Here is a 21390-nt window from a genome sequence, read left to right on the forward strand (position 1 = left end):
CTGTGCGTATAGCCTCGCATCTCAAGGTTATTTAGGTATATAATCCCCGCCTCTGTTCCCCTACACGAAAGAAAAAACGATGACTAGAAAACACATCTACATCGCTTACACCGGTGGTACCATCGGAATGCAAAAATCCGACCACGGCTATGTGCCTGTTGCTGGCTTTATGGAAAAGCAATTAGCAAGCATGCCCGAATTCCATCGTCCTGAAATGCCGGATTACACCATCCACGAATACGACCCTCTGATTGACTCATCAGATATGACACCTGCTGACTGGCAGCAGATTGCGAATGATATTCGTGACAACTATGACAAATACGATGGTTTCGTTATCCTACATGGTACTGACACCATGGCGTACACAGCGTCCGCATTGTCTTTCATGCTTGAAAACCTTGGTAAGCCAGTGATTGTAACGGGTTCACAAATCCCTCTCGCAGAGCTGCGTTCTGACGGCCAAGCAAACCTATTAAACGCGCTACATATTGCGGCAAACTACCCGATCAACGAAGTAACTTTGTTCTTCAATAATCAATTGATGCGTGGTAACCGCAGTACAAAATCTCATGCAGACGGTTTTAATGCCTTTACTTCACCAAACCTTCCTCCACTATTGGAAGCTGGGATCAATATTCAAGTTAGCAACAGCGTAACCGTTGGTGCACAACCAGAAGGTGAGTTTAAGGTTCACAACATCACGCCACAACCAATCGGTGTGATCACCATGTACCCTGGTATTTCACACGAAGTTATCCGCAACACGCTTCGTCAGCCCGTGAATGCGATGATTCTTCTGACTTTTGGTGTCGGTAATGCTCCTCAGAACCCTGAGCTGCTTGGTCACCTGAAAGAAGCCTCTGAGCGCGGCGTTATTGTCGTAAACCTAACTCAGTGTTTGGCAGGTAAAGTGAATATGGGCGGATATGCCACAGGTTGTGCTCTCGCAGACTCTGGTGTTATCAGTGGCTTTGACATGACGCCCGAAGCGGCGCTGGCAAAACTACACTACCTTCTAAGCCAAAACCTTTCTTACGAAGAAGTAAAAGAGAGAATGCAACAAGTACTGCGTGGTGAAATGAGCCTGTAAGTTCAAGCTTTCTACGATCTAAAAAGCCCAATACAATTTGGGCTTTTTTCTTTCAAAATCAAAATAATAAAATTTTGAGAAATAAGGCGTAAGGATTAATCAATGTTCGGATTGACACGAACAATATCGCTCTCTTCTCCGCTGAATTGTTTTTTAAGCTCTTGTTTTGATTTAAAACTGATTTCACCACCGGCTGCAACCGTCATATGCTGCGCATCAGTATTATGTTTTGATTGATACAACATCACAGCTTGCATACACGAATCTCGCTGCTCTTTAGAAAGTGTTGTACCCTCAGGCCATCTTCCCGTTTCTACTGCATAGACTAAGCGATCATAAACTTCTGGAGTCATCGCTTGTAATAGTTGTTCTGCGTCCATAGTGTACCTTCTTATTACATTCTATTTACAGAACATAACGGGTTAAGAAACTGAGTCAAGAATACGAAAATGAATTGGTGTAACGGATCACAAGCAAAGCCATGAAAAGAACAAACTGGTTACTTCTCAGCCTCGCATGTTTTGCGCTATCGGGCTGTTTTGAAGGTAACGTGACAACCGAAGAGTTGTGCCAAAAAACACCAGAGCTGCGTTGCGAGCAGCTCAATATGGATGACGGCCAATGTCGAATTCCAAGAACAAATTTGGTTTGGCATCGGTTTGAGCAATTGAAAAACCCATCAGAGGCCAACCAAATCATCGAATACGGTCTGGTCGCTGAGTATAGGAAATGCTTAGAACTCGCCTCCCAGATCACCCCTATTGATCAAAGTGCTCTCAAAAGACAACGCTTTAATGCATTGGTACACAGTATTGATGAGCTAGAGCGCATCGTAAACGAGTTAAAAGGCTCAGAAGACCCGGCTACTTTGTATTTCTTATGGTCTCAAACGGGAGATACTCAAGCTCGGCGCGCATTTTTACAAATGGAAGGGTCTCCCCAATTAAATAATGCTGAGATGCAATATGCATTAGCCACTTTTTATACCAACCGAGATACCAAGAAAACCCTGGAGCTTCTTAATAACGCGTTGTCTTTATCTGATGAAGACAACATCAATCCGGTCATTCTCAAGTCAATGGCAAGTATTCATCAGGGGCTTGGAGACAAAGAGCAAGCGTATCTATGGGCAATGGTCGCGAAGAGATTCGACGTACCGCTTGCTGATGAAAAGCAGCTCCAACGTATGTTCAATTTCAGTCATCCAGAGCGATATAAGCAGTTGGATGAATTAGCCGAATCGGTGGCGAAAGCCATAGAGAAAGGTATCTATTCCCCAGCAATGATACCCAGTGAGATATAAACGAAAAACTCCCGCAATGAGCGGGAGTTTTTATTTAAGTCGAGCGACACTCAGATCACTGTTGAGCATGAATCATCCTGAAAGGATAAAACAATCTCGAGCACAATTTTGTCGTTATTATTCTGATTTGTTGAAAATTAACGACACAGAATTAACACAAAAACGCTCTCCTGTGGTCTGTGGGCCATCTTCAAAAACGTGCCCTAGATGGCTATCACACGTTGCACAACGAATCTCTGTACGTACCATTCCGTGACTTAGATCTTCTAAATAACGCACCGCTTGATCGTTGATAGGCGCATCAAAACTTGGCCATCCGCAGCCAGAGTCATACTTGTTATCAGAGACAAAGAGAGGGGCATTACAACAAGTACAAGCATAAACACCAGTTTCCTTATTATGCAGTAGCTTACCGCTGAAAGGAGGCTCTGTACCTTGCTCTCGGCAAACACGGAACTCTTCATCAGACAGTTGCTCACGCCACTGTTCATCTGACTTCGTCACTTTTTTCCCGCTTTGTTCCACGACTTTCGGCTCCTTATTTACTGTTCTTGGTATTGACTTTTTTAGCAAAAAACTTGCTTCTCTTAACAGTTGTAGCACATACTTTCTCACCAGGACACCATGCGTAATTAATTTGATAAGAGCACTTATCTCACCAGTTATATTACGCCAACTGGGCTACAGAAGAATCAGTTAAAAGTTTAAAAAACGTACATTTGCAAAGAATTGTTAAAAAAAGCGTCGCTTTTTTTTGACTTTAAACAAGTTAAGTCCGATTATCACTTGCAGATGTTTACTGGATTCTGTAATTTTACTACCAGTTATCTTTAATCAGAAATTAAGTTGTGGAGCAACTATAATGACTATCAAAGTAGGTATTAACGGTTTTGGCCGTATCGGTCGTTTCGTATTCCGTGCAGCGCAAGAGCGCAACGACATCGAAGTAGTAGGTATTAACGACCTTATCGATGTAGATTACATGGCATACATGCTTAAGTATGACTCAACTCACGGCCGTTTCAACGGTACTGTTGAAGTTGAAGGCGGTAACCTAATCGTTAACGGTAAAACTGTACGTGTTACTGCAGAGCGCAACCCTGAAGACCTAAAATGGGACGAAATCGGTGTTGACGTTGTAGCTGAAGCAACTGGTCTTTTCCTAACTGACGAGACTGCACGTAAGCACATCACTGCTGGCGCGAAAAAAGTTGTACTAACTGGTCCTTCTAAAGACGCTACTCCAATGTTCGTTAACGGCGTAAACTTCGACACTTACGCTGGTCAAGACATCGTTTCTAACGCTTCTTGTACTACTAACTGTCTAGCGCCTATCGCTAAAGTTCTTAACGACAAGTTCGGTATCGAATCTGGTCTTATGACTACAGTTCACGCAACTACAGCAACTCAAAAAACTGTAGATGGTCCTTCTGCTAAAGACTGGCGCGGTGGTCGTGGTGCTTCTCAAAACATCATCCCATCTTCAACTGGTGCTGCTAAAGCTGTAGGCGTTGTACTTCCAGAAGTAAACGGCAAACTAACTGGTATGGCTTTCCGCGTACCAACTGCTAACGTTTCTGTAGTTGACCTAACTGTTAACCTAGTTAACGGTGCTTCTTACGAAGACATCTGTAAAGCGATGAAAGAAGCTTCTGAAGGCGAACTAAAAGGCGTTCTAGGCTACACTGAAGATGCAGTTGTATCTCAAGACTTCATCGGCGAAGTTTGCACTTCAGTATTCGATGCTAAAGCTGGTATCGCGCTAACTGACAAATTCGTTAAGGTTGTATCTTGGTACGACAACGAAATCGGTTACTCAAACAAAGTTCTAGACCTAATCGCTCACATCTCTAAGTAATTAGAAAGTTAGCAATTAGCGAATAACTTCGTTAAAGAAAAGGCGGCTCTAGGGTCGCCTTTTTTGTATCTGGAATTTGAGAGAATGCAGGCTCGATGTTGCATTTAATGTGAGAAGCGCGTCTAAAAGCTCTCCCCAGCGATAGGAAACTATACATGGATTTAAAAACTCTCCCAGCCCTAACGGTGCTATCTGATAACGTCACTATCGTTGAAGTTGATCAGATAAAAATCATCCGAGTGATTCATGACAAAGCAACGGCAGGCATCTCGCTACACGGTGGTCATGTCGTGTCGTTCACGCCTGAAGGTCAAGAAGATCTGATCTGGATGAGCGAAAAAGCTGTCTTCGATGGTAAAGCTGCTCTTCGCGGTGGTATTCCGATTTGTTGGCCTTGGTTTGGGCGTATTGCTGCTCCAGCTCACGGCTTTGCCCGCACCGCAGAATGGGAGTTGGTTGAACATCGTGAGAACCATAACGGTGTGATTGTTGAACTTGCTCTGTTCCCGACAGAAGAAATCCACGATATTTGGCCCCATATGTTTGACGCTCGTTTGGTGATTGAAGTGGGCGATGAGCTAAAAGTGACGCTCAAAGTCATGAACATCGATGACGAGGCTTGGACCTTCTCTGGCGCATTACATACTTACCTAAACGTTGGAGACATTAAGCAAGCACAAACGACAGGCATGGGTGCCGAGTACATTGATAGCTTGAAAGCTGATGCGGTATGCCAAGGTGGTAATGTTCTACAACTAACTGACACCATTGATCGCGTTTACACGCAACCAGAAGCGAAAATTTTGGTAAAAGACCCGGTATTGGATCGTACGCTAAGCGTACACAACCAAGGCCACAACTCAGCAGTATTATGGAACCCTTGGGCAGAAGGTGCGCAAAGCATGGGTGACATGGCTGACGATGGTTATCAAACCATGTTGTGTGTGGAGTCTGCTGTTCATGCACCAAGTATTGAGCAAGGTCAAACGCTCCAACCAGGTGAGACACATGAACTTGTCACTGTCATTTCAGCGCAGTAAGAATCACCATATAAAGGCCGGGGATACCCGGCTTTTTTGTAATAAAAGCTCTGCTTAGATGGTCCTATCTTTACTAACTTATTGGTTACTGGTCACTTTTGACGGTTTCATTAATAAATATCAAAAAAATTGATCATATAAACCGATAGCATACCGATACAAAACTCATAAATAATAAAAATATCAGGAATTAGTCTATGTTAGAGAGATACCGAAATCAAAGTGTCGGATTCCAGTTGAAACTGGTGATCACTTTGTGTCTATTCATTGCTTTCAGCAGTATTGCAGCGCTTGTTTACCGCAACGCTTCCGATGTTCTATTGGAAAGCACACTGAAAGAACACCAATCTAAAGTAGAATCAATGGCAAAAACCATTGCTGGCCAATTCGATGCTTACCTGCACACCGCTAAAGTCCTCGAATCTACTTTTCGCAATGGCTACCTTGCCGGTGTCTATGTCGAAAATTACACGGTTGACTTCATGGGACATGAAGTACCAAACATCACTCAATACAGTGAAAGCTTAATTAATGACACCAAGTTGGTCGACAGTTTCACACGTGATACCGGCGCTATAGCAACGCTATTCGCACCATTGGGTGACGACTTTATTCGGGTGTCCACCTCCCTAAAAGATCCACAAGGTCAGCGAGCGGTCGGAACCACGCTAGGCATCAACCATCCTGGTTATCAGCAACTTAAAGCAGGACAACCGTATTACGCTCAAATTAAATTGTATGGCGAGCGCTACATTACCTACTATGCCCCAATCAAAGATGCGACAGGAAAGGTAGCAGGCCTATCGTTTATTGGCTTACCAGTAGACCAAGCGACACAAACCTTATTCGATGCACTCGAAGAGATAAAATGGGGCGACACTGGTTACACCATTATCGTTGATAACGACGAAAACAATCTTGGTAAATACCTACTTCATCCAGCAAAAAGCGGCTCAGATTCGTCAATACTAGAAGTCGCCGACTACAATGGTCACAAGCCTTTTGGCCAGATTTTCGAACAATCTAGTGGATTAATTCGCTACCCTTTCGAGTACCAAGGTAACGTAGGCGAAAAGTATCTTGTCTACACAGAGGTTCCAGGTTGGAACTGGAAACTGCTAGGCGGTACATTTATCAAAGAAGTTACAAAAGGTAGCGACACGCTTCTCACACTCATTGCCATCATTTCTTCGGTAGCGGCAATCATTACTTTTGTTGTACTGACACTTTTCTTGAATCACAGCTTACAACCTCTCACGACTCTAAACTCATACATGACTCGCTTAGCCGGCGGCGAAGTCAGCTTGAGCGTCCCAGCGTCTCGTAAAGCATCAAAGAATGAAATTACGAACCTGAGCTCGGGTGTCGCCAGTATGGCAAGTCAGCTCAATGAACTTGTCGGTAAGATCCGTTCAACAAGCGACTTAGTGGAGAGCAACTCCACCAGCGTTGCCAACGATGCACATAGCAATTTGACCCAAGCCGACCGACAACAACAAGAAGTCGAGCAAGTTGTGACAGCGATTGAAGAAATGGCCTCTTCCGCTCAATCTGTCGCACAACAAGTCGAAAGCATTGCGGAAAACGTACGCTCAGCAAATACCGATAGCCAGTCTGGTCTCGCGATTGTTGAAGGCGTATGTATCGACGTTGCTCAACTTAACGATCAATTGGATCAATCAGCAACGGCTATCGAGCAAGTAAATCGCGATAGCGAGAGTATTCAAACCGTCACTAAAATGATTGATGAAATTGCTGAGCAAACCAATTTACTTGCCTTGAATGCCGCCATTGAAGCAGCACGAGCAGGTGAACAAGGTCGTGGCTTCGCAGTTGTAGCAGATGAAGTGCGCACACTTGCGCACCGAACCCAAAGCTCAGTTCAGGATGTCGTGGAAATTATCGAGAAACTAAAAGGGTCGACTCATAATGCAGTTAATATGATGACAGACAGCCAACGCAGTGCAAACCAGGTCTTGGACAAAGCACAAGACGCGGGCACAGCATTAGAAGCCATCGCAGTACAAGTGCAGTCGATAGCCTCTCAAGCCGACGCCATTGCAGCGACTTCAGAAGAACAAGCTCAAGTTTCACAAGAAATTGCAGCAAATGCCCATTCTATCAGTGAACTTAACCGAGAAAGCCGCAACACGAGCGCAAAAACCTCGCAAAGTGCCATTGAACTTCAACAACAAGCACGAAACTTGAAAGAGCAAGTCGACTTCTTCCACTAATACTTAATAAGAGCCGACCCAGTCGGCTCTTTTTGTTTCACTTGATACCACGCTTTTTGATAGAATTTGCCGCCCTACTTTCTGTTCGAGATCGTCATGAACTATCAATGCCCTCTATGCCACCAAGCCCTAGCGTTAAATGAAAAAACGTTTAAGTGCGAAAACAATCATCAGTTTGACTTAGCAAAAGAAGGCTACGTTAACTTGATGCCAGCGCACCACAAACGTTCTAAAGATCCTGGTGACAACAAAGAGATGATGCAAGCTCGTCGTCGATTCCTCGAAGGAGATTACTACAACCCAATGCGCCAAGAAGTGGCGCAGCTGTGTGCAACATACACTGAGGGGAGCACCCATCAATTATTAGATATTGGTTGTGGTGAAGGTTACTACACAGATCAAGTACAAAAGACGATAGAAACACAAGCGAACCATGCCACGATTTATGGCTTAGACATTTCCAAAGTTGCCATTCGTTACGCGGCGAAGCGTTACACGCACTGCAACTTTAGTGTGGCTTCTAGTCACCGACTTCCCTTCGCAAATGAATCCTTAGATGCCATTTTGCGCATTTATGCCCCGTGTAAAGCTGAGGAGCTGCAGCGCGTTGTAAAAAACGACGGCGTTGTTGTCACGGTTACTCCTGCTAGCCGCCACTTATACCAACTGCGTGAGCGCATTTATCAAGAAGTTCGTCTTCACAATGAAGAACCAGAACATATTGAAGGGTTTGAATTAGAGCACCAGCAGCATCTTAACTATGTTATGGACTTGAAAAACGGAGCCGCAATCGATTTATTGCAAATGACGCCATTCGCATGGAAAGCAACCGATGCTCTTCGTGAAGAGTTGAAATCCGCTACACTTTTCCAATGTGAGGCTGATTTTATGTTGCGTGTATATCGCAAAAAAACACTCAATTAATAAGTCAAAAAAACAACAAACGCAAATAGTTATCATTTATATTGATTCATTGCTCAGCCTCCATTAATATCATCCGGACATTTTTGGAGGCTTTTCAATGCGCTTTTCTACTTTGAGCTTGCTCTTTGCAGGCTTACTTACTGGTTGCTCTTCATATACGCACACCAACTCTCACGCAACCTCAGCGGAAGTCACTAGTTTGTACGACTACCAACTATACACCCCTTCTGGCGAGCACATCGCTCTAAGCAAACTGCCAATTGAGCTGCAACAAGCAGATGTCATTCTTATTGGTGAATGGCACACACACGCCGGCGTTCATCGCTTTCAAACCGATATGCTCAAACAACTTACGTCCTACGACCGCTCACTCGCGTTATCTATGGAACAATTTACCCGCGACAAACAACCTGTTGTTGACGCTTACCTACGTGGGGAGATCGGCGAACAGTACTTAATGAAACAAGCCAACGCTTGGCCCAATTATGAAAGCGACTATCGCCCTCTCGTGGAGTTTGCTAAGCAGAAAAATCTCCCGATCATTGCAGCAAATGCACCAAAGAGCATTGTCCGATGCATTGGTCGACAAGGGCTAGATTACATTAACAAGCTCGATGATGATCAGCGGATGTTCATTGCACAAGCCATCAACACTGGTAGTAGTCCGTACAAAGAAAAGTTCATGGCATCCATGCATCACGGTAAGCCAGAGCAGACGGAAAAACAGTTTGCAGCTCAAGTTACTTGGGATGAAACTATGGCGGAATCTATCGTTAGCTATCTAGACGACAACCCAGGCGCTCAGATTGTCCATGTTGCGGGCAAGTTTCACACCGAGCAAGGGTTGGGTACGGCAGCATCAATCTTAAGCCGCAACCCGAGCTTAAAAGTGGTTGTAATTAGCCCAACAGATAACGTGCTTTCTGATAATACAGACTATCAGTTAGAGGTTCTCGCACCACCAGTACGGTATGTACAAGATGCTCACCGCATGGCGGCATATCAACATCTAACTAAACGCAATAACGATCTTCAATGTAAGTAGCTGGTCTTCAATTTAAGTTACTACCTTGCCGTTGCGTTGCATCATCACACCGCTCCGAGTTCATCGAGTGACAAGGGTCTGCTTCCTGCTGGTCTATTTTTTGCTAATGATCACCAATAGAAACTAGAAGCGGCAAAAGCAGACCTGTTTTTATCCAAATAGCTTCAGAAATAAACTTTGCCGCCGATAAAAATATAACTGCTTTTTACCCGCACTCAGTGACCGAGTGTCGATGTTCCAAGGAGTATTCGATGAATCCAGTAGGAAGCACTTCTGTTAATAGCTATGCCAAACAACCTGTCGCCTCTAAACAAGCAAGTATTGCACAAGAAGAAACTAGTGCTTCGCCGCTGAAAGTCGAACACAATAAGGTGACGCTTTCGACCGAAGGCAAAGCGCTACTTGCCGCTCTGCAACAAATCGAGCACGACAGCAAAAAAATAGAAGCAGAAGATAAATCTGTTGGTGAAAAGGTCGAATCTTTCACACATGGTGCGCTTGGCATGGATCACCCCGATAAAATCGAGAAAGAAGAGGATGGCTCATATTCTGCGGGTCAATACCTTTCTGCGGCACTTACCGTTGGTGGCATCATACTGGCATTAGTCTGATAACCAGTCTGATAATCGTCACGACAACAAATCCTATTTGAACCAAACACTTACTGCAGCCCATAATTTAATAAGCCAAAGAACGATATGATGCAAACGTAAGTGAATTCGACCGCTCTTGTGGCCCGATAATACATGCTCGTTTATTGCTCCCTAAACTAGGTGTCTTGTGAAGGCACTGAATGGATAACTTTAGTCCATGCTTTCAACTCCTAAGCGTAATCCAAGCCCACGTTTGTGGGCTTTCTTCTTTCCAAACTAACGAACGTTAGAGAGCGACTCATTTTTTCTGCAAAACCAAACAAAAACGACAATTTGGTTAAACTTTTATTACCGACACAAAACCTTCATAAATCATTGCTTTAATGCCTGCGCTTTCAATAAACAAGGAAAATATAATGAAGCGCTTAGTATCTCCAATCGTTACGGCAGTGGCTGCATCTACCCTCTCTTTCAACGCACTCTCAGCTGAAATCAAAAACGTCATTTTGATGATCGGCGACGGCATGGGTCCTCAACAAGTTGGTTTACTCGAGACCTACGCAAAACACGCACCTAACTCGGTTTACAAAGGCGAAAGCACAGCGTTATACAAACTCGCTCAAGAAGGTGTGATTGGATCATCACTGACCAATCCAGAAGACGCAATTGTCGTCGACTCTGCGTGCTCAGCTACGATGCTAGCGACAGGAATCCCTACCGCTTCTGAAGTCATTGGCATTGATAGCCAAGGCAACCATGTCGAAACTATTTTGGAAAAAGCCAAAAGTAAAGGTAAAGCAACTGGGCTCGTCTCTGATACGCGTATGACCCACGCAACGCCAGCAGCATTTGCCGCTCATCAACCACATCGCTCCCTAGAAAACAGTATTGCGGCGGATATGCTCGAAACAGGCGTAGACGTGATGATGTCTGGTGGACTTCGTCATTGGATTCCAAAGTCGACAAACGACAAGGGAGAGACATACGAGCAGCTTGAAAAGCTCACTGAAGGAAATGTCTACCTAAAATCGAAACGCAAAGACGAACGCAACTTGCTTACTGAGGCGCAAGACCAAGGTTACAACCTGGCTTTCAGCCGCGATATGCTCACACAAGCTAAAGGTGACAAATTACTTGGACTTTTTGCTTACTCGGGCATGAACGATGGTATTGCCTACAGTCAAAGCAAAAACGATCCAAAACGCACGCAGCCATCGCTGAAAGAAATGACCACCAAAGCAATCGACATTCTTTCAAAAGACAAAGACGGTTTTTTCTTGATGGTTGAAGGCGGCCAAATTGACTGGGCTGGCCACAGTAACGATGCAGGTACGATGCTGCATGAAATGCTTAAATTCGATGAAGCGGTAAACTCAGTTTATGAGTGGGCAAAAGGCCGTGATGACACCCTGATCATTGTTACTGCAGACCACGAAACCGGCTCTTTTGGCTTTAGCTACTCATCAGCAAACTTGCCTAAACCACAAAAACGCGACGGCGAAGCATTCAAAAATCAGGATTACGCGCCAAACTTCAACTTTGGTCAGTTCGAGATCCTCGATGGCTTATACAACCAAAAGAAAAGTTACTACGGCATGATCAGTGAATTCCAAGCGCTTGATAAGAAAGAGCAAACTCCAGAGAAGTTTGCGGAAGTCGTGAACGCAAATAGCGATTTTTCGATTACGCCTGAGCAAGCAGAACGCGTATTAGCAAGTAAACCAAATCCATACCGACTCGCTGGACACAAATACTTAAGCGAAGAGAACGTTCCGACAATCAATGACTTTGATGCTTTCTTTCCTTACAACGACCGTGGCAACTTGCTAGCGCGTGAGCATGCAACAAAGCAAAACACAGTATGGGGGACGGGTACTCATACGCATACTCCTGTCAACGTATTTGCTTGGGGACCTGCAGAAACTATCCTTCCGGTATCAAAAATCATGCACCACTCGCAACTAGGCGAGTACTTGAAGCAACAAATTAAATAATCAACTTGCACTTACTTCACAACTCGTGATGTTTCAACGCTCTCGCAAGGGAGCGTTTTTTTATGCATGAAAACAGTTGACGTTTTAAATCGTACACCACAATAATTATGGGTCTTTAACTATATGAATAAAGAAAATGTGCGAAATCTTTGCTAAGCAACCCCAAGACAACTATCAGTTCATCACCCGCTCTATCCGTATTGATGGTCACGCGACCAGTGTAAAACTTGAAGCGAGCTTTTGGACAATTCTTGAGGAAATCGCTAGTGCTCAAAACATGACGGTCCCTAAATTCATAAGCACTGTTTATCAAGAAGCACTCGAATACAATGGTGAAGTGAACAACTTTGCCTCCTTACTTCGATGCGCTTGCCTCACGTACGCTCGCCAACCTCAAGAGACCACTCGTCAAGCACTTGCGCAACTTAACAGTTAATAGCAACCAACCGAGCAATAACCATCCTAGGCTATGCATCCGTATTATAAACCCTTGAGCATCTTCTAATTTGTCGTACTAGAGTACTACCCAGACTCCTTTTGAAATCGCTAACCTGTGCGGACTATCAAGGAGTACCTATGACAAAAATGATTCACACCATGATCCGAGTAAGTGATCTGGACCGCTCTCTACAATTTTACTGTGACGTACTTGAACTAGAAGTCGCTGATCAATACATCTTTGATGGCTTTTCTCTAACCTATCTAGCCAACCAAGAAACTGGCTTTGAATTGGAACTGACGCACAATCACGACCAAAATGAGCCCTACACTCACGGCTCAGGTTACGGCCACCTTGCCGTCAGCGTGGAGGACATTGAACAAGCCCACAAACGCATTAAATCTCTCGGCATTGAAACTGGTGACATCAAAGCCTTTGACCATCAACAAAAGCATTTAGCAACGTTCTTTTTTGTAACCGACCCTGATGGTTACAAAATTGAGTTCCTGCAACGCCAAGGGCGTTACCTATAACAAAAAGAGTAAACATTATGATTCACTTGACGGCTACCTTTCATGCACAACCGGGAAAAGAACAAGAGTTGAAAGAGGTACTTACCCGAGCGCTTGAACCTACTCGCAATGAAGAAGGTTGCGTTCGTTATCAATTGTTCCAAGATAAAGACAATACATGCCACTTCGTTTTTCAGGAGCAATTTAAAAACCAACAAGCATTTGAGCTTCATGGTAAAACAGAACACTTTGCTCTTTTGATTAGCCAGATCGACAACTTGTTAGAATGCGAGCCTAAACTGGTGTTCTTTAACGAACTGTAACTATAGCGCTAACCGAAGATCAAAAAAGGCACTCTATCTAGAGTGCCTTTCACTAGTTGGGACCTGTGATTAAGCGTCTTGCTTCTCCACCATATGCAAATGCACATCTTGTTGTGGGAAAGGAATCGAAATACCTTCTCGGTCGAAGCGTAGTTTCACCTCTTTTGTCACATCCCAGTATACATCCCAGTAATCATCCGTTTTTACCCAAGGACGCACAATAAAATCTACAGAAGACGTATTTAATGTATGAACTTTGATCATTGGCTCTGGAGTGCGAAGTACCGAAGGGTGAGAGGTAATGATATCAGACAATACTGACTCCGCTTTTAAGAGGTCATCCGCATAGCCAATGCCAAACACCATATCCACGCGGCGAATGCGTTCATGCGTGACGTTCTTAATAACATCTCCCCAGATTTTGCTGTTAGGCACAATAATAATTTGGTTATCAAACGTACGGATTGTGGTGTTCACCAAACTCATATGGCTTACCTTGCCATCCACACCGCCAGCATACACAAAATCACCAACATCAAATGGGCGATAAATAAGCAGCATCATACCCGCCGCGAAGTTGGATAACGTGTCTTGCAACGCGAAACCAATAATCACACCAGCAATACCGAAACCGGTTAGGATTGGCGCTAGGTTCAAACCAAGCTGAGATAAGCCCACCATGATACCGATCACCCACACGAATTTGCCGGACATCGAGATAAAGAAGTCCTGCATCAAGTGGGAAAGTTTTAAGTTTTTCGATGCAACTGCTTTACGGACGACTTTGCGAGTTAACTTAGCCAGTCCGCGAGCGATCAATAAAATCAGCGCAAAAACAAACAACTGGAAGATATGCTGCGGTGCATTCTCGGCAAACCAATCCAGTGCCGAGTTGGACCAGTGACTCAGTATTGACCACACAACTTTGGTATTCAGTAAATCATGGGTGATATTACCCGTCACTTCAAAAATTTGGCGTTTGTATTCAGACGTTTCTAAACCGACTTTATCACCAATTGAAATCAGGTTGCGTAAGCTTTCTGTCGCAATATTTAGCCTTTGTTTAGTAATGAGCTGGCTAAGTTGCAACGACGCTTTTTCCGACTCTGGGCTAGACGAAAGTTGGGAGCCAATGATCTCACTTTGCTGACTCAAGTACTCAATTGAAGCAGACAGTAAGCGCATACGTTTATCAATTTTATCTTTTAGTTCCGCTTCTGCGCGCTCGTTTTGGGCCCCTAGCTCCTTCAACCAAGCGAGATTTTGCCAGCTCGAATCGAAGCTAACATCAAGATAACGCTGTAGCTCTCGATAATCATTAACAAGAGCAAGCTTCTCTTCATCCTTAGCCTTATTTAAATCCTCGACGACTTTCTTTATTTTTTCCGATAGATAGTTCGTCGCATCCTCAGAGTATTGTTCTTGTTTTTTAACTAGCAAGATCAGCTTGTCGCGAGAGATAGTTTCACGTTCAATCGCTGACGCTAACTGGCTTCTTAATTCTTCATTCTTTTGGAATAGTTGCAGTTGAAGGGCATCACGCTCGTCGCCACTCGCTTGCGAGAGGCTTTGGGATAAATCCACAATCTCTCGGTTCAAGTTGTCAATCGAGATTTCGGCAGCAGAAGGCTCTTGGATATCGTCAGTGGCAGTCGCATGAACAGCCATTGGGGAGAACATAATGACGGCAAGTGCGAATAATGTCACCCAAGATGTCAGGCGCAGTTTCTGGGGGAAATGAAACGTCATGTTTACCTCATAGGAAACAATCCTGATCAAAACAATCAGGAATAGAAGTGTAAAGCGTTGAAATCATACTCCTAAGTTTACAACACTAAATAATAAACTGAGCAGCATTTCGTTAGCGAGACGTCAAAGTTGGGAGCCCCAATAGCAAACAAGCCTTTCATTTAATCAATGAAAGGCTTGTTTGTATTCGACTAAGGACGGTTGGGATGATTTAAAATATGGTCTTCCCAATCCACCACATCAATCTCGTAAACGACTTTGTTACGGACACTTTCCCCTGCCGCATGCATTGCGGACTTAGAGCCTGTAATCAGCGGATGCCATTCTGGTAAAGGCTGCTTTTCAGCCAACAGACGGTAAGCGCACGTGTGTGGCAGCCAAGTAAAATCGTCGATGTCTTCTCGGGTCAGCTTGGTGCACTCTTCACCCGAAGTGAAACGGTTTGGGTAATCCTTACATGAACACGTTTTACTGTTCAGCCAGCTACAAGCCACATTGGTATAGTAGATTTCATCGGTATCTTCATCCATAAGCTTATGCAAACAACATTTGCCACAACCATCACAGAGAGATTCCCATTCCTCTTCTGTCATCTGCTCTAACGATTTACTTTGCCAAAATGGAGTGCTCATACTTCAGGTCTCACCAAGGGAATTTAGGGGGCGATTTATACTCTTCTCAACGCAAAAGTTCAAGTTTTGAGAAGATCTTGCATCCTTCCCACATAACGGTGGAGATATTCAACTACTTTCGTTTTACTGTTCTATCCTTAAACAAGTTTCCATTACTCAATTGATCAAGAAGGCATTAAGGAGTTTTCATGGGTATTATTTCTTGGATTATTTTGGGCTTAATCGCCGGCGCACTTGCTAAATGGCTCATGCCAGGAAAAGATGGGGGCGGTTGGATTGCAACAATGTTACTTGGTATTGCAGGGGCATTTGTAGGTGGCTTCCTTGGCGGCATTCTCGGTTTCGGCGGAGCAACTGGCGTCAACATTGGTAGTATCATTACCGCAACACTAGGCGCATTTATTCTGTTGTTTGTTTATAACCGTTTCTTAAAATAATCACGATGATTTAAAAGCAAAAAACCAAAAAGGGAGCGTAATGTTAAGCGCGCCCTTTTATTTTTTTCTTTCTTCACTCTTCCAATCCACGTCAAAATGACCATAATTGCCCCCTTAATTTTTAAGAGGTTTACATTATGGATTGTCGATTAGGATGTGGAGCGTGCTGTATTGCGCCAAGTATCTCTTCACCAATACCTGGAATGCCCAAGGGCAAACCTGCAGGTGTTCGTTGTGTGCAACTCAACGACGACAATTTGTGCAAGCTATTTGGTAAGCCTGAACGCCCTAAAGTCTGTCACGATTTTAAACCGTGTCCGATTGTATGCGGCAAGACCAATCAAGAAGCACTCGACAACATCACTGAATTAGAACAATTGACGTAATGCGACTCTAGACCACACGTTTAAAGTTAGTACCTCGGTTGTTTCTCTCCGAGGCAGTAATCAAAGCAAACTCAAGATTTAGCACTCCCCCCCCCTCAGCCTTTTATCTCACCCTTGAGAACTCTTGCCACATAGCGTTCCATTTGCGGTTTTTGCGCGATCTCCCTCACAATTTATTGACAATTCTCGACTATGTTCAGCGGGTCATTTAATTAAAGATCAGGAAAGAACATGAATAAGTATTTGGCTGAGGCTTTTGGCACGTTCTGGCTAGTGTTAGGCGGCTGTGGTAGCGCGGTGTTGACTGCGAGTTTCCCTGAAGTGGGTATTGGTCTGTTGGGCGTTTCTTTGGCATTCGGTTTAACCGTTCTGACGATGGCATTTGCTATCGGTCATATTTCAGGTTGTCACTTGAACCCTGCAGTGACAGTTGGCCTTGGACTGGCGGTCGTTTTGAGACAAAAGACGTTGCTCCCTACATCATCTCACAGGTGATCGGCGGGCTTATCGCAGGTGGCGTGCTTTACGTTATTGCATCTGGACAAGCAGGATTCGATGTTGTGGGTTCTGGCTTTGCCGCCAATGGTTATGGTGAACACTCTCCAGGCCAATACTCGATGATCGCTGCACTTGTGACTGAAGTTGTCATGACGATGATGTTCCTGATTGTCATTATGGGTGCAACAGACAAACGTGCGCCACAAGGCTTTGCACCTATCGCAATTGGCCTGTGTTTGACTCTCATTCACCTGATCAGCATTCCTGTCACCAATACGTCAGTAAACCCTGCTCGTAGCACGGCAGTCGCAGTATATGTGGATGAATGGGCGGTTTCTCAGCTATGGCTGTTCTGGATTGCTCCTATTGTGGGTGGCGTGCTTGGTGCGGTTATCTACAAAAATCTTCTTGGTAAAGAATCGAACGATTAATCGTTCCTAACTCCCAAAATCAAAAAAGCCGCTGAATTCAGCGGCTTTTTATTAAATTCTGTGTCGACCTAATAGCGAATGTGACAACGTCGTGCCATCAACAAGCTCTAGCTCCCCACCGACAGGCACACCATGCGCGATGCGGCTGGCATCAACTTGGTGCTCTTTACATAGCTCTGCGATGTAGTGGGCAGTGGCTTCACCTTCAACTGTTGGGTTTGTCGCCAAAATCACTTCGGTAATATCACCGCGACGTAAGCGGTAATCAAGGACATCCAATCCAATATCACTTGGACCAATACCATCTAATGGCGACAAATGCCCCATAAGAACAAAATACCGACCAGAATATTGGCCTGTTGCTTCAACGGCTGCGATGTCTGCCGGGCTTTCTACCACACAAATTTGACCATTTTCTTGGCGTTTTGGGTTGGTACAAATGTGACAGACTTCTTCTTCGGTGAAGGTTCGACACTCAGTACAATGACCTATTTCTGTCATTGCCTGACTAAGCGCATCTGCAAGCTGCAAACCGCCTTTTCTATCGCGCTGTAACAAATGAAAGGCCATACGCTGCGCTGACTTGGGGCCAACCCCAGGTAGACAACGTAAGGCCTCCATCAATTGCTCCAGCATATGACTGGTACGCATTAAAAGTCCGCTTAATTAAATATCAGCAGATTAGAATGGCATTTTCATACCTGGTGGTAGTTGCATACCGCCAGTTACAGAAGCCATTTTCTCTTTTTGAGTTTCTTCAACACGACGGGCTGCATCGTTGAACGCCGCAGCGATCAGATCTTCAAGCATTTCTTTGTCGTCTTCCATCAAACTTTCATCAATGTCAACACGACGTACGCTGTGACTACCAGTGATAGTAACTTTAACTAGGCCAGCACCAGACTCGCCAGTTACTTCCATATTCGCGATTTCTTCTTGAAGCTTTTGCATGCGATCTTGCATTTGCTGGGCTTGCTTCATTAGGTTGCCCATACCGCCTTTACCAAACATGTTTATCTCTCTGGTTTAATGAGGTGTTGCATCAATTAATGGGGTTATACCTTTGGGTTTTCAACCCCATTCCATTCGATTATTAGATAGGGCGCACACTATCTTTATCAAGCTCTGCAGCAAAACGACGTTCAATAAATTGAACATTTGGATCGTTTTCTAAACTGTTCAGCGCTTGCTGTAATTTCTCTTGGTAGAGCCTATCTCTCAGTTCAAGTGGTGTTTCTCCACTCTCCCCTATTTCGATGCTCATGTGGCACTCTTCACCCAACACGGTATTAAGTGCTTTAAGCAATTCGGCTTGAGCTCTATCAGTATTCAAATGAGCTTGGCTGCTTCTCAATAGTAACGAAACGGTTGTTCCTTCCTTACTATAATGAGAGTTTAGCGCAAGTTGCTCTACCAGCTTAGGGATCTCCATTAAGCTGATTAGCTTCGCCCATTCATTATGTTCTAATGACTCATCGATGAGCTTTTGTGCCATTTCAGGCGTTTTCTCATGCTCAAGTGCCTGCTTGAGCTGCGTAGGTGTCAGTTTTGTATTTACTTTTGTCTCAACAGGCTTGCTTGGACGCCAGCGATACGCTTCCTCAACTTGTGGCTCCGTCGACTTCGGAGCTGAGTTTGGCGACACCTGCGCGGAATTGCCATGCAATTGCGCTACTCGGTCGATAACCGATTCTGGTTGTGCAGATGCCGCTTTAGGCTTTTTTGAGCCACCATTTTGAGGAGTGTTCTGTTGTAGGCCTTGACGCTGAGAACGTAATTGGTGACGCAAACCGCTTAGACCGCCGCGCGCTGGTGTTGAAACGCTCTCTTGCACTTGTTGAGGTGGCGTTTCATGTTGCGGCGCTGGGTTTTCGCTCATCGGCGGCGCCATATCATACTGTGGTGGAACCGTCTCATATCCACTCGCTTGATACTCAGGTTGCGAACTGGATGAAGGTTGAGGCGCCACTTGTGGTGTGCTTTGTGCTGGACTCGGCTGCTGCTCTCGAGGAGCCGCGGCTGTCTGAGCTGGCGCAGCCTTTGGTTGACTGGTACTTTGAGCCGGAGATGACGCTGGCTCGCAGTTACTAGAAACAACATTTGCCCCACTGTTATTTGATGGGCGGAACGCCATCATACGCAGCACAATCATTTCCAGACCGACTCGCCCATTTGGCGAGAGAGTCAAATCTTCACGACCTTTCAATGCAATTTGGTAGTAAAGCTGAACGTCTTGCGGACTTAGTGCTTTACTCAACAACTCGATTTTTTCTGCATCTGGCTGCGCTCGGTCTAGCGACGCTGGCAGCGCTTGATACATCGCAATTCGATGAAGCTGTGTTGCGACTTGCTGCAACAAACCATCCCACTCAACACCATTTGCTGCTAATTGCTGGATTTTATCCATGGCTTGTTGAGGTTGCTTGCTACTGATTGACTCTAGTAAGTGAATCGCTTGGTCGGTATCAATCGTCCCCAACATGTGGCTGACAATATCGGTTTGCACCGCACCGTTACCTAAAGCAATTGCTTGATCGGTCAAGCTAAGAGCATCACGCATACTGCCATCTGCAGCATGTGAAATCATACCCAGTGCTTTTGGTTCTGCCGATACTTGCTCTTGACCCAAAATGTAGTCAAGTTGCTGATGAATATCATCAACGCTGATCGGTTTGAGATGGAACTGTAGACAACGCGACAATATAGTAACAGGCAGCTTTTGTGGATCGGTTGTCGCGAGTAAGAACTTCACATACTCTGGCGGCTCTTCCAGGGTTTTCAACAACGCATTGAAAGAGTGACGCGATAGCATGTGCACCTCATCGATGAGGTACACTTTAAAACGTCCACGAGCAGGTTTGTATTGAACGTTGTCTAACAGTTCGCGAGTGTCTTCAACTTTAGTACGTGATGCCGCGTCGATTTCAAGAAGATCGACAAAGCGACCTTCATCAATTTCACGACAAGTATCACACTTACCACAAGGTGTCGCGGTAATGCCGGTTTCGCAGTTCAAGCCTTTGGCAAACAGCCTACCGATACTCGTTTTACCCACACCACGAGTCCCGCTGAACAGATAAGCATGGTGTAAACGGTTTTGCGCCAGTGCGTTTTCCAACGCCGTCAGGACATGTTTTTGTCCGACAACTTGGTCAAACTGATTAGGACGCCATTTTCGCGCTAAAGCTAAATAACTCATTGAATGTATTAATGTCCTTCAAAATCGCAGATGCTGTACACGTTTAGACCTAGTGCTTCTAAACGTTTATCGCCACCGATTTCTGGTAGGTTGATAACGAACGCAGCGTGCTCAACTTCACCACCCAGTTGGCGAATCAGCTTAGTCGTCGCTTCAATAGTACCGCCCGTTGCCAATAAATCGTCGACAACCAGTACTTTGTCGCCTTCAACGATGGCATCTGTATGGATTTCTAGTGTATCAACGCCGTATTCAAGCTCATAAGATTGAGCAACAGTAGGGCGTGGTAGCTTGCCTGGTTTACGCACTGGTACAAAACCAACACCTAGCTCAAGCGCTAAAGGCGCGCCAAATAGAAAGCCACGAGCTTCCGTACCCACAACCTTGGTAAAGCCCATATCTTTGTAACGTTCAACAAGTAAGTTGATCGTCGCTTGGTATGCTTTCGCGTCTTCAAGAAGGCTCGTCACATCACGAAATAGAATGCCTGGCTTTGGGTAGTCTTGGATGCTTTTGATGCTAGATTTGATCAGTGAAATTGTTTCTGTAGTCATAATACCGATTTACTTAGATTGGCTCATCGCCCTCTCTAATCGCAGTATCACGAGGGCAACGAACAATAGGTTTTCACCACTATGTGCTTATTTTCGTAAAAGTCACAGGCGCTGAAAATACAAACGCCCACTCGAAGAGCGGGCAC

22 protein-coding genes and 1 pseudogene are annotated in these 21390 nt (G+C 44.8%); 15 read left to right on the forward strand and 8 right to left on the reverse strand.

Annotated features, from left to right (window positions below; all coding sequences use genetic code 11):
* Nucleotides 1-79: 79 nt before the first annotated feature.
* On the forward strand, nucleotides 80-1093 hold the full coding sequence (gene ansA, locus IQP38_RS12540) for an asparaginase (RefSeq protein WP_017635822.1): 1014 nt from the start codon (nucleotides 80-82) through the stop codon (nucleotides 1091-1093).
* Nucleotides 1094-1188: 95 nt separating this feature from the next.
* On the opposite strand, the gene IQP38_RS12545 is transcribed toward ansA, so the two are convergent.
* Nucleotides 1189-1473, reverse strand: a complete 285-nt coding sequence (locus IQP38_RS12545) for a YeaC family protein (protein ID WP_005380700.1) — start codon at nucleotides 1471-1473, stop codon at nucleotides 1189-1191.
* Between the two features lie 101 nt (nucleotides 1474-1574).
* Here IQP38_RS12545 and IQP38_RS12550 point away from each other — a divergent pair, with 101 nt between their 5' ends.
* Entirely contained in the window at nucleotides 1575-2396 is an 822-nt protein-coding gene (locus IQP38_RS12550; protein ID WP_017821139.1) for a DUF2989 domain-containing protein, read from the forward strand.
* 117 nt (nucleotides 2397-2513) lie between these two features.
* On the opposite strand, the gene msrB is transcribed toward IQP38_RS12550, so the two are convergent.
* Nucleotides 2514-2921 carry a peptide-methionine (R)-S-oxide reductase MsrB gene (gene msrB / locus IQP38_RS12555; RefSeq protein ID WP_005380698.1) on the reverse strand — a complete coding sequence of 136 codons (408 nt, stop codon included), beginning with the start codon at nucleotides 2919-2921 and terminating at the stop codon, nucleotides 2514-2516.
* A gap of 337 nt (nucleotides 2922-3258) precedes the next feature.
* On the opposite strand from msrB, the gene gap reads away from it, so the two are divergent.
* The 10 genes from gap (at nucleotide 3259) to IQP38_RS12605 (ending at nucleotide 13358) form a co-directional block, all read left to right on the forward strand.
* Entirely contained in the window at nucleotides 3259-4254 is a 996-nt protein-coding gene (gene gap / locus IQP38_RS12560; protein ID WP_005380697.1) for a type I glyceraldehyde-3-phosphate dehydrogenase, read from the forward strand.
* A gap of 155 nt (nucleotides 4255-4409) precedes the next feature.
* Nucleotides 4410-5294 (forward strand): D-hexose-6-phosphate mutarotase, encoded by an 885-nt coding sequence (locus IQP38_RS12565; RefSeq protein ID WP_005384929.1) that lies wholly within the window; start codon nucleotides 4410-4412, stop codon nucleotides 5292-5294.
* A 197-nt stretch (nucleotides 5295-5491) separates the two neighbouring features.
* Nucleotides 5492-7528, forward strand: a complete 2037-nt coding sequence (locus tag IQP38_RS12570) for a methyl-accepting chemotaxis protein (RefSeq protein WP_193837629.1) — start codon at nucleotides 5492-5494, stop codon at nucleotides 7526-7528.
* Nucleotides 7529-7624: 96 nt separating this feature from the next.
* A complete protein-coding gene (gene rlmA, locus IQP38_RS12575) occupies nucleotides 7625-8452 on the forward strand; it encodes a 23S rRNA (guanine(745)-N(1))-methyltransferase (protein ID WP_005380691.1) in 828 nt (275 codons plus the stop codon).
* A 97-nt stretch (nucleotides 8453-8549) separates the two neighbouring features.
* Nucleotides 8550-9497, forward strand: a complete 948-nt coding sequence (locus tag IQP38_RS12580; RefSeq protein ID WP_193837630.1) for a ChaN family lipoprotein — start codon at nucleotides 8550-8552, stop codon at nucleotides 9495-9497.
* A gap of 251 nt (nucleotides 9498-9748) precedes the next feature.
* Entirely contained in the window at nucleotides 9749-10108 is a 360-nt protein-coding gene (locus tag IQP38_RS12585) for a hypothetical protein (RefSeq protein ID WP_053349598.1), read from the forward strand.
* 398 nt (nucleotides 10109-10506) lie between these two features.
* Nucleotides 10507-12084: an alkaline phosphatase gene (locus IQP38_RS12590; RefSeq protein ID WP_025767190.1), complete on the forward strand. Its 1578-nt coding sequence runs from the start codon at nucleotides 10507-10509 to the stop codon at nucleotides 12082-12084.
* A gap of 136 nt (nucleotides 12085-12220) precedes the next feature.
* Complete coding sequence (locus tag IQP38_RS12595) at nucleotides 12221-12520, forward strand: ribbon-helix-helix domain-containing protein (RefSeq protein ID WP_005384938.1); 300 nt, start codon at nucleotides 12221-12223, stop codon at nucleotides 12518-12520.
* Nucleotides 12521-12660: 140 nt separating this feature from the next.
* Complete coding sequence (locus IQP38_RS12600) at nucleotides 12661-13056, forward strand: VOC family protein (RefSeq protein ID WP_193837631.1); 396 nt, start codon at nucleotides 12661-12663, stop codon at nucleotides 13054-13056.
* Nucleotides 13057-13073: 17 nt separating this feature from the next.
* Nucleotides 13074-13358, forward strand: a complete 285-nt coding sequence (locus tag IQP38_RS12605) for a putative quinol monooxygenase (RefSeq protein WP_005384942.1) — start codon at nucleotides 13074-13076, stop codon at nucleotides 13356-13358.
* 69 nt (nucleotides 13359-13427) lie between these two features.
* Here the strand turns inward: IQP38_RS12605 and IQP38_RS12610 are convergent, their stop codons facing one another.
* A complete protein-coding gene (locus tag IQP38_RS12610; protein ID WP_005380681.1) occupies nucleotides 13428-15107 on the reverse strand; it encodes a mechanosensitive ion channel family protein in 1680 nt (559 codons plus the stop codon).
* 191 nt (nucleotides 15108-15298) lie between these two features.
* Nucleotides 15299-15739 (reverse strand): YcgN family cysteine cluster protein, encoded by a 441-nt coding sequence (locus tag IQP38_RS12615; RefSeq protein WP_005384948.1) that lies wholly within the window; start codon nucleotides 15737-15739, stop codon nucleotides 15299-15301.
* Nucleotides 15740-15927: 188 nt separating this feature from the next.
* Here IQP38_RS12615 and IQP38_RS12620 point away from each other — a divergent pair, with 188 nt between their 5' ends.
* From IQP38_RS12620 to aqpZ, 3 genes and pseudogenes are all read left to right on the forward strand, one after another.
* Nucleotides 15928-16176 carry a GlsB/YeaQ/YmgE family stress response membrane protein gene (locus IQP38_RS12620; RefSeq protein ID WP_005380625.1) on the forward strand — a complete coding sequence of 83 codons (249 nt, stop codon included), beginning with the start codon at nucleotides 15928-15930 and terminating at the stop codon, nucleotides 16174-16176.
* A gap of 137 nt (nucleotides 16177-16313) precedes the next feature.
* Nucleotides 16314-16562, forward strand: coding sequence for a YkgJ family cysteine cluster protein (locus tag IQP38_RS12625; protein WP_065767476.1), 249 nt, complete (start codon nucleotides 16314-16316; stop codon nucleotides 16560-16562).
* A 231-nt stretch (nucleotides 16563-16793) separates the two neighbouring features.
* A pseudogene (gene aqpZ, locus IQP38_RS12630) lies at nucleotides 16794-17491 on the forward strand (aquaporin Z).
* 51 nt (nucleotides 17492-17542) lie between these two features.
* Here aqpZ and recR read toward each other — a convergent pair.
* The 4 genes from recR to apt form a co-directional block, all read right to left on the reverse strand.
* Nucleotides 17543-18142 carry a recombination mediator RecR gene (gene recR / locus IQP38_RS12635; RefSeq protein WP_005380619.1) on the reverse strand — a complete coding sequence of 200 codons (600 nt, stop codon included), beginning with the start codon at nucleotides 18140-18142 and terminating at the stop codon, nucleotides 17543-17545.
* Between the two features lie 30 nt (nucleotides 18143-18172).
* Nucleotides 18173-18502 (reverse strand): YbaB/EbfC family nucleoid-associated protein, encoded by a 330-nt coding sequence (locus tag IQP38_RS12640; protein WP_005380618.1) that lies wholly within the window; start codon nucleotides 18500-18502, stop codon nucleotides 18173-18175.
* 82 nt (nucleotides 18503-18584) lie between these two features.
* Entirely contained in the window at nucleotides 18585-20690 is a 2106-nt protein-coding gene (gene dnaX, locus IQP38_RS12645; RefSeq protein WP_193837632.1) for a DNA polymerase III subunit gamma/tau, read from the reverse strand.
* A gap of 8 nt (nucleotides 20691-20698) precedes the next feature.
* Nucleotides 20699-21244, reverse strand: a complete 546-nt coding sequence (gene apt / locus IQP38_RS12650) for an adenine phosphoribosyltransferase (RefSeq protein ID WP_005380615.1) — start codon at nucleotides 21242-21244, stop codon at nucleotides 20699-20701.
* Nucleotides 21245-21390 lie beyond the last annotated feature (146 nt).

Source organism: Vibrio sp. OPT41 (assembly GCF_015163595.1).
Classification (GTDB): Bacteria; Pseudomonadota; Gammaproteobacteria; order Enterobacterales; family Vibrionaceae; genus Vibrio; species Vibrio alginolyticus.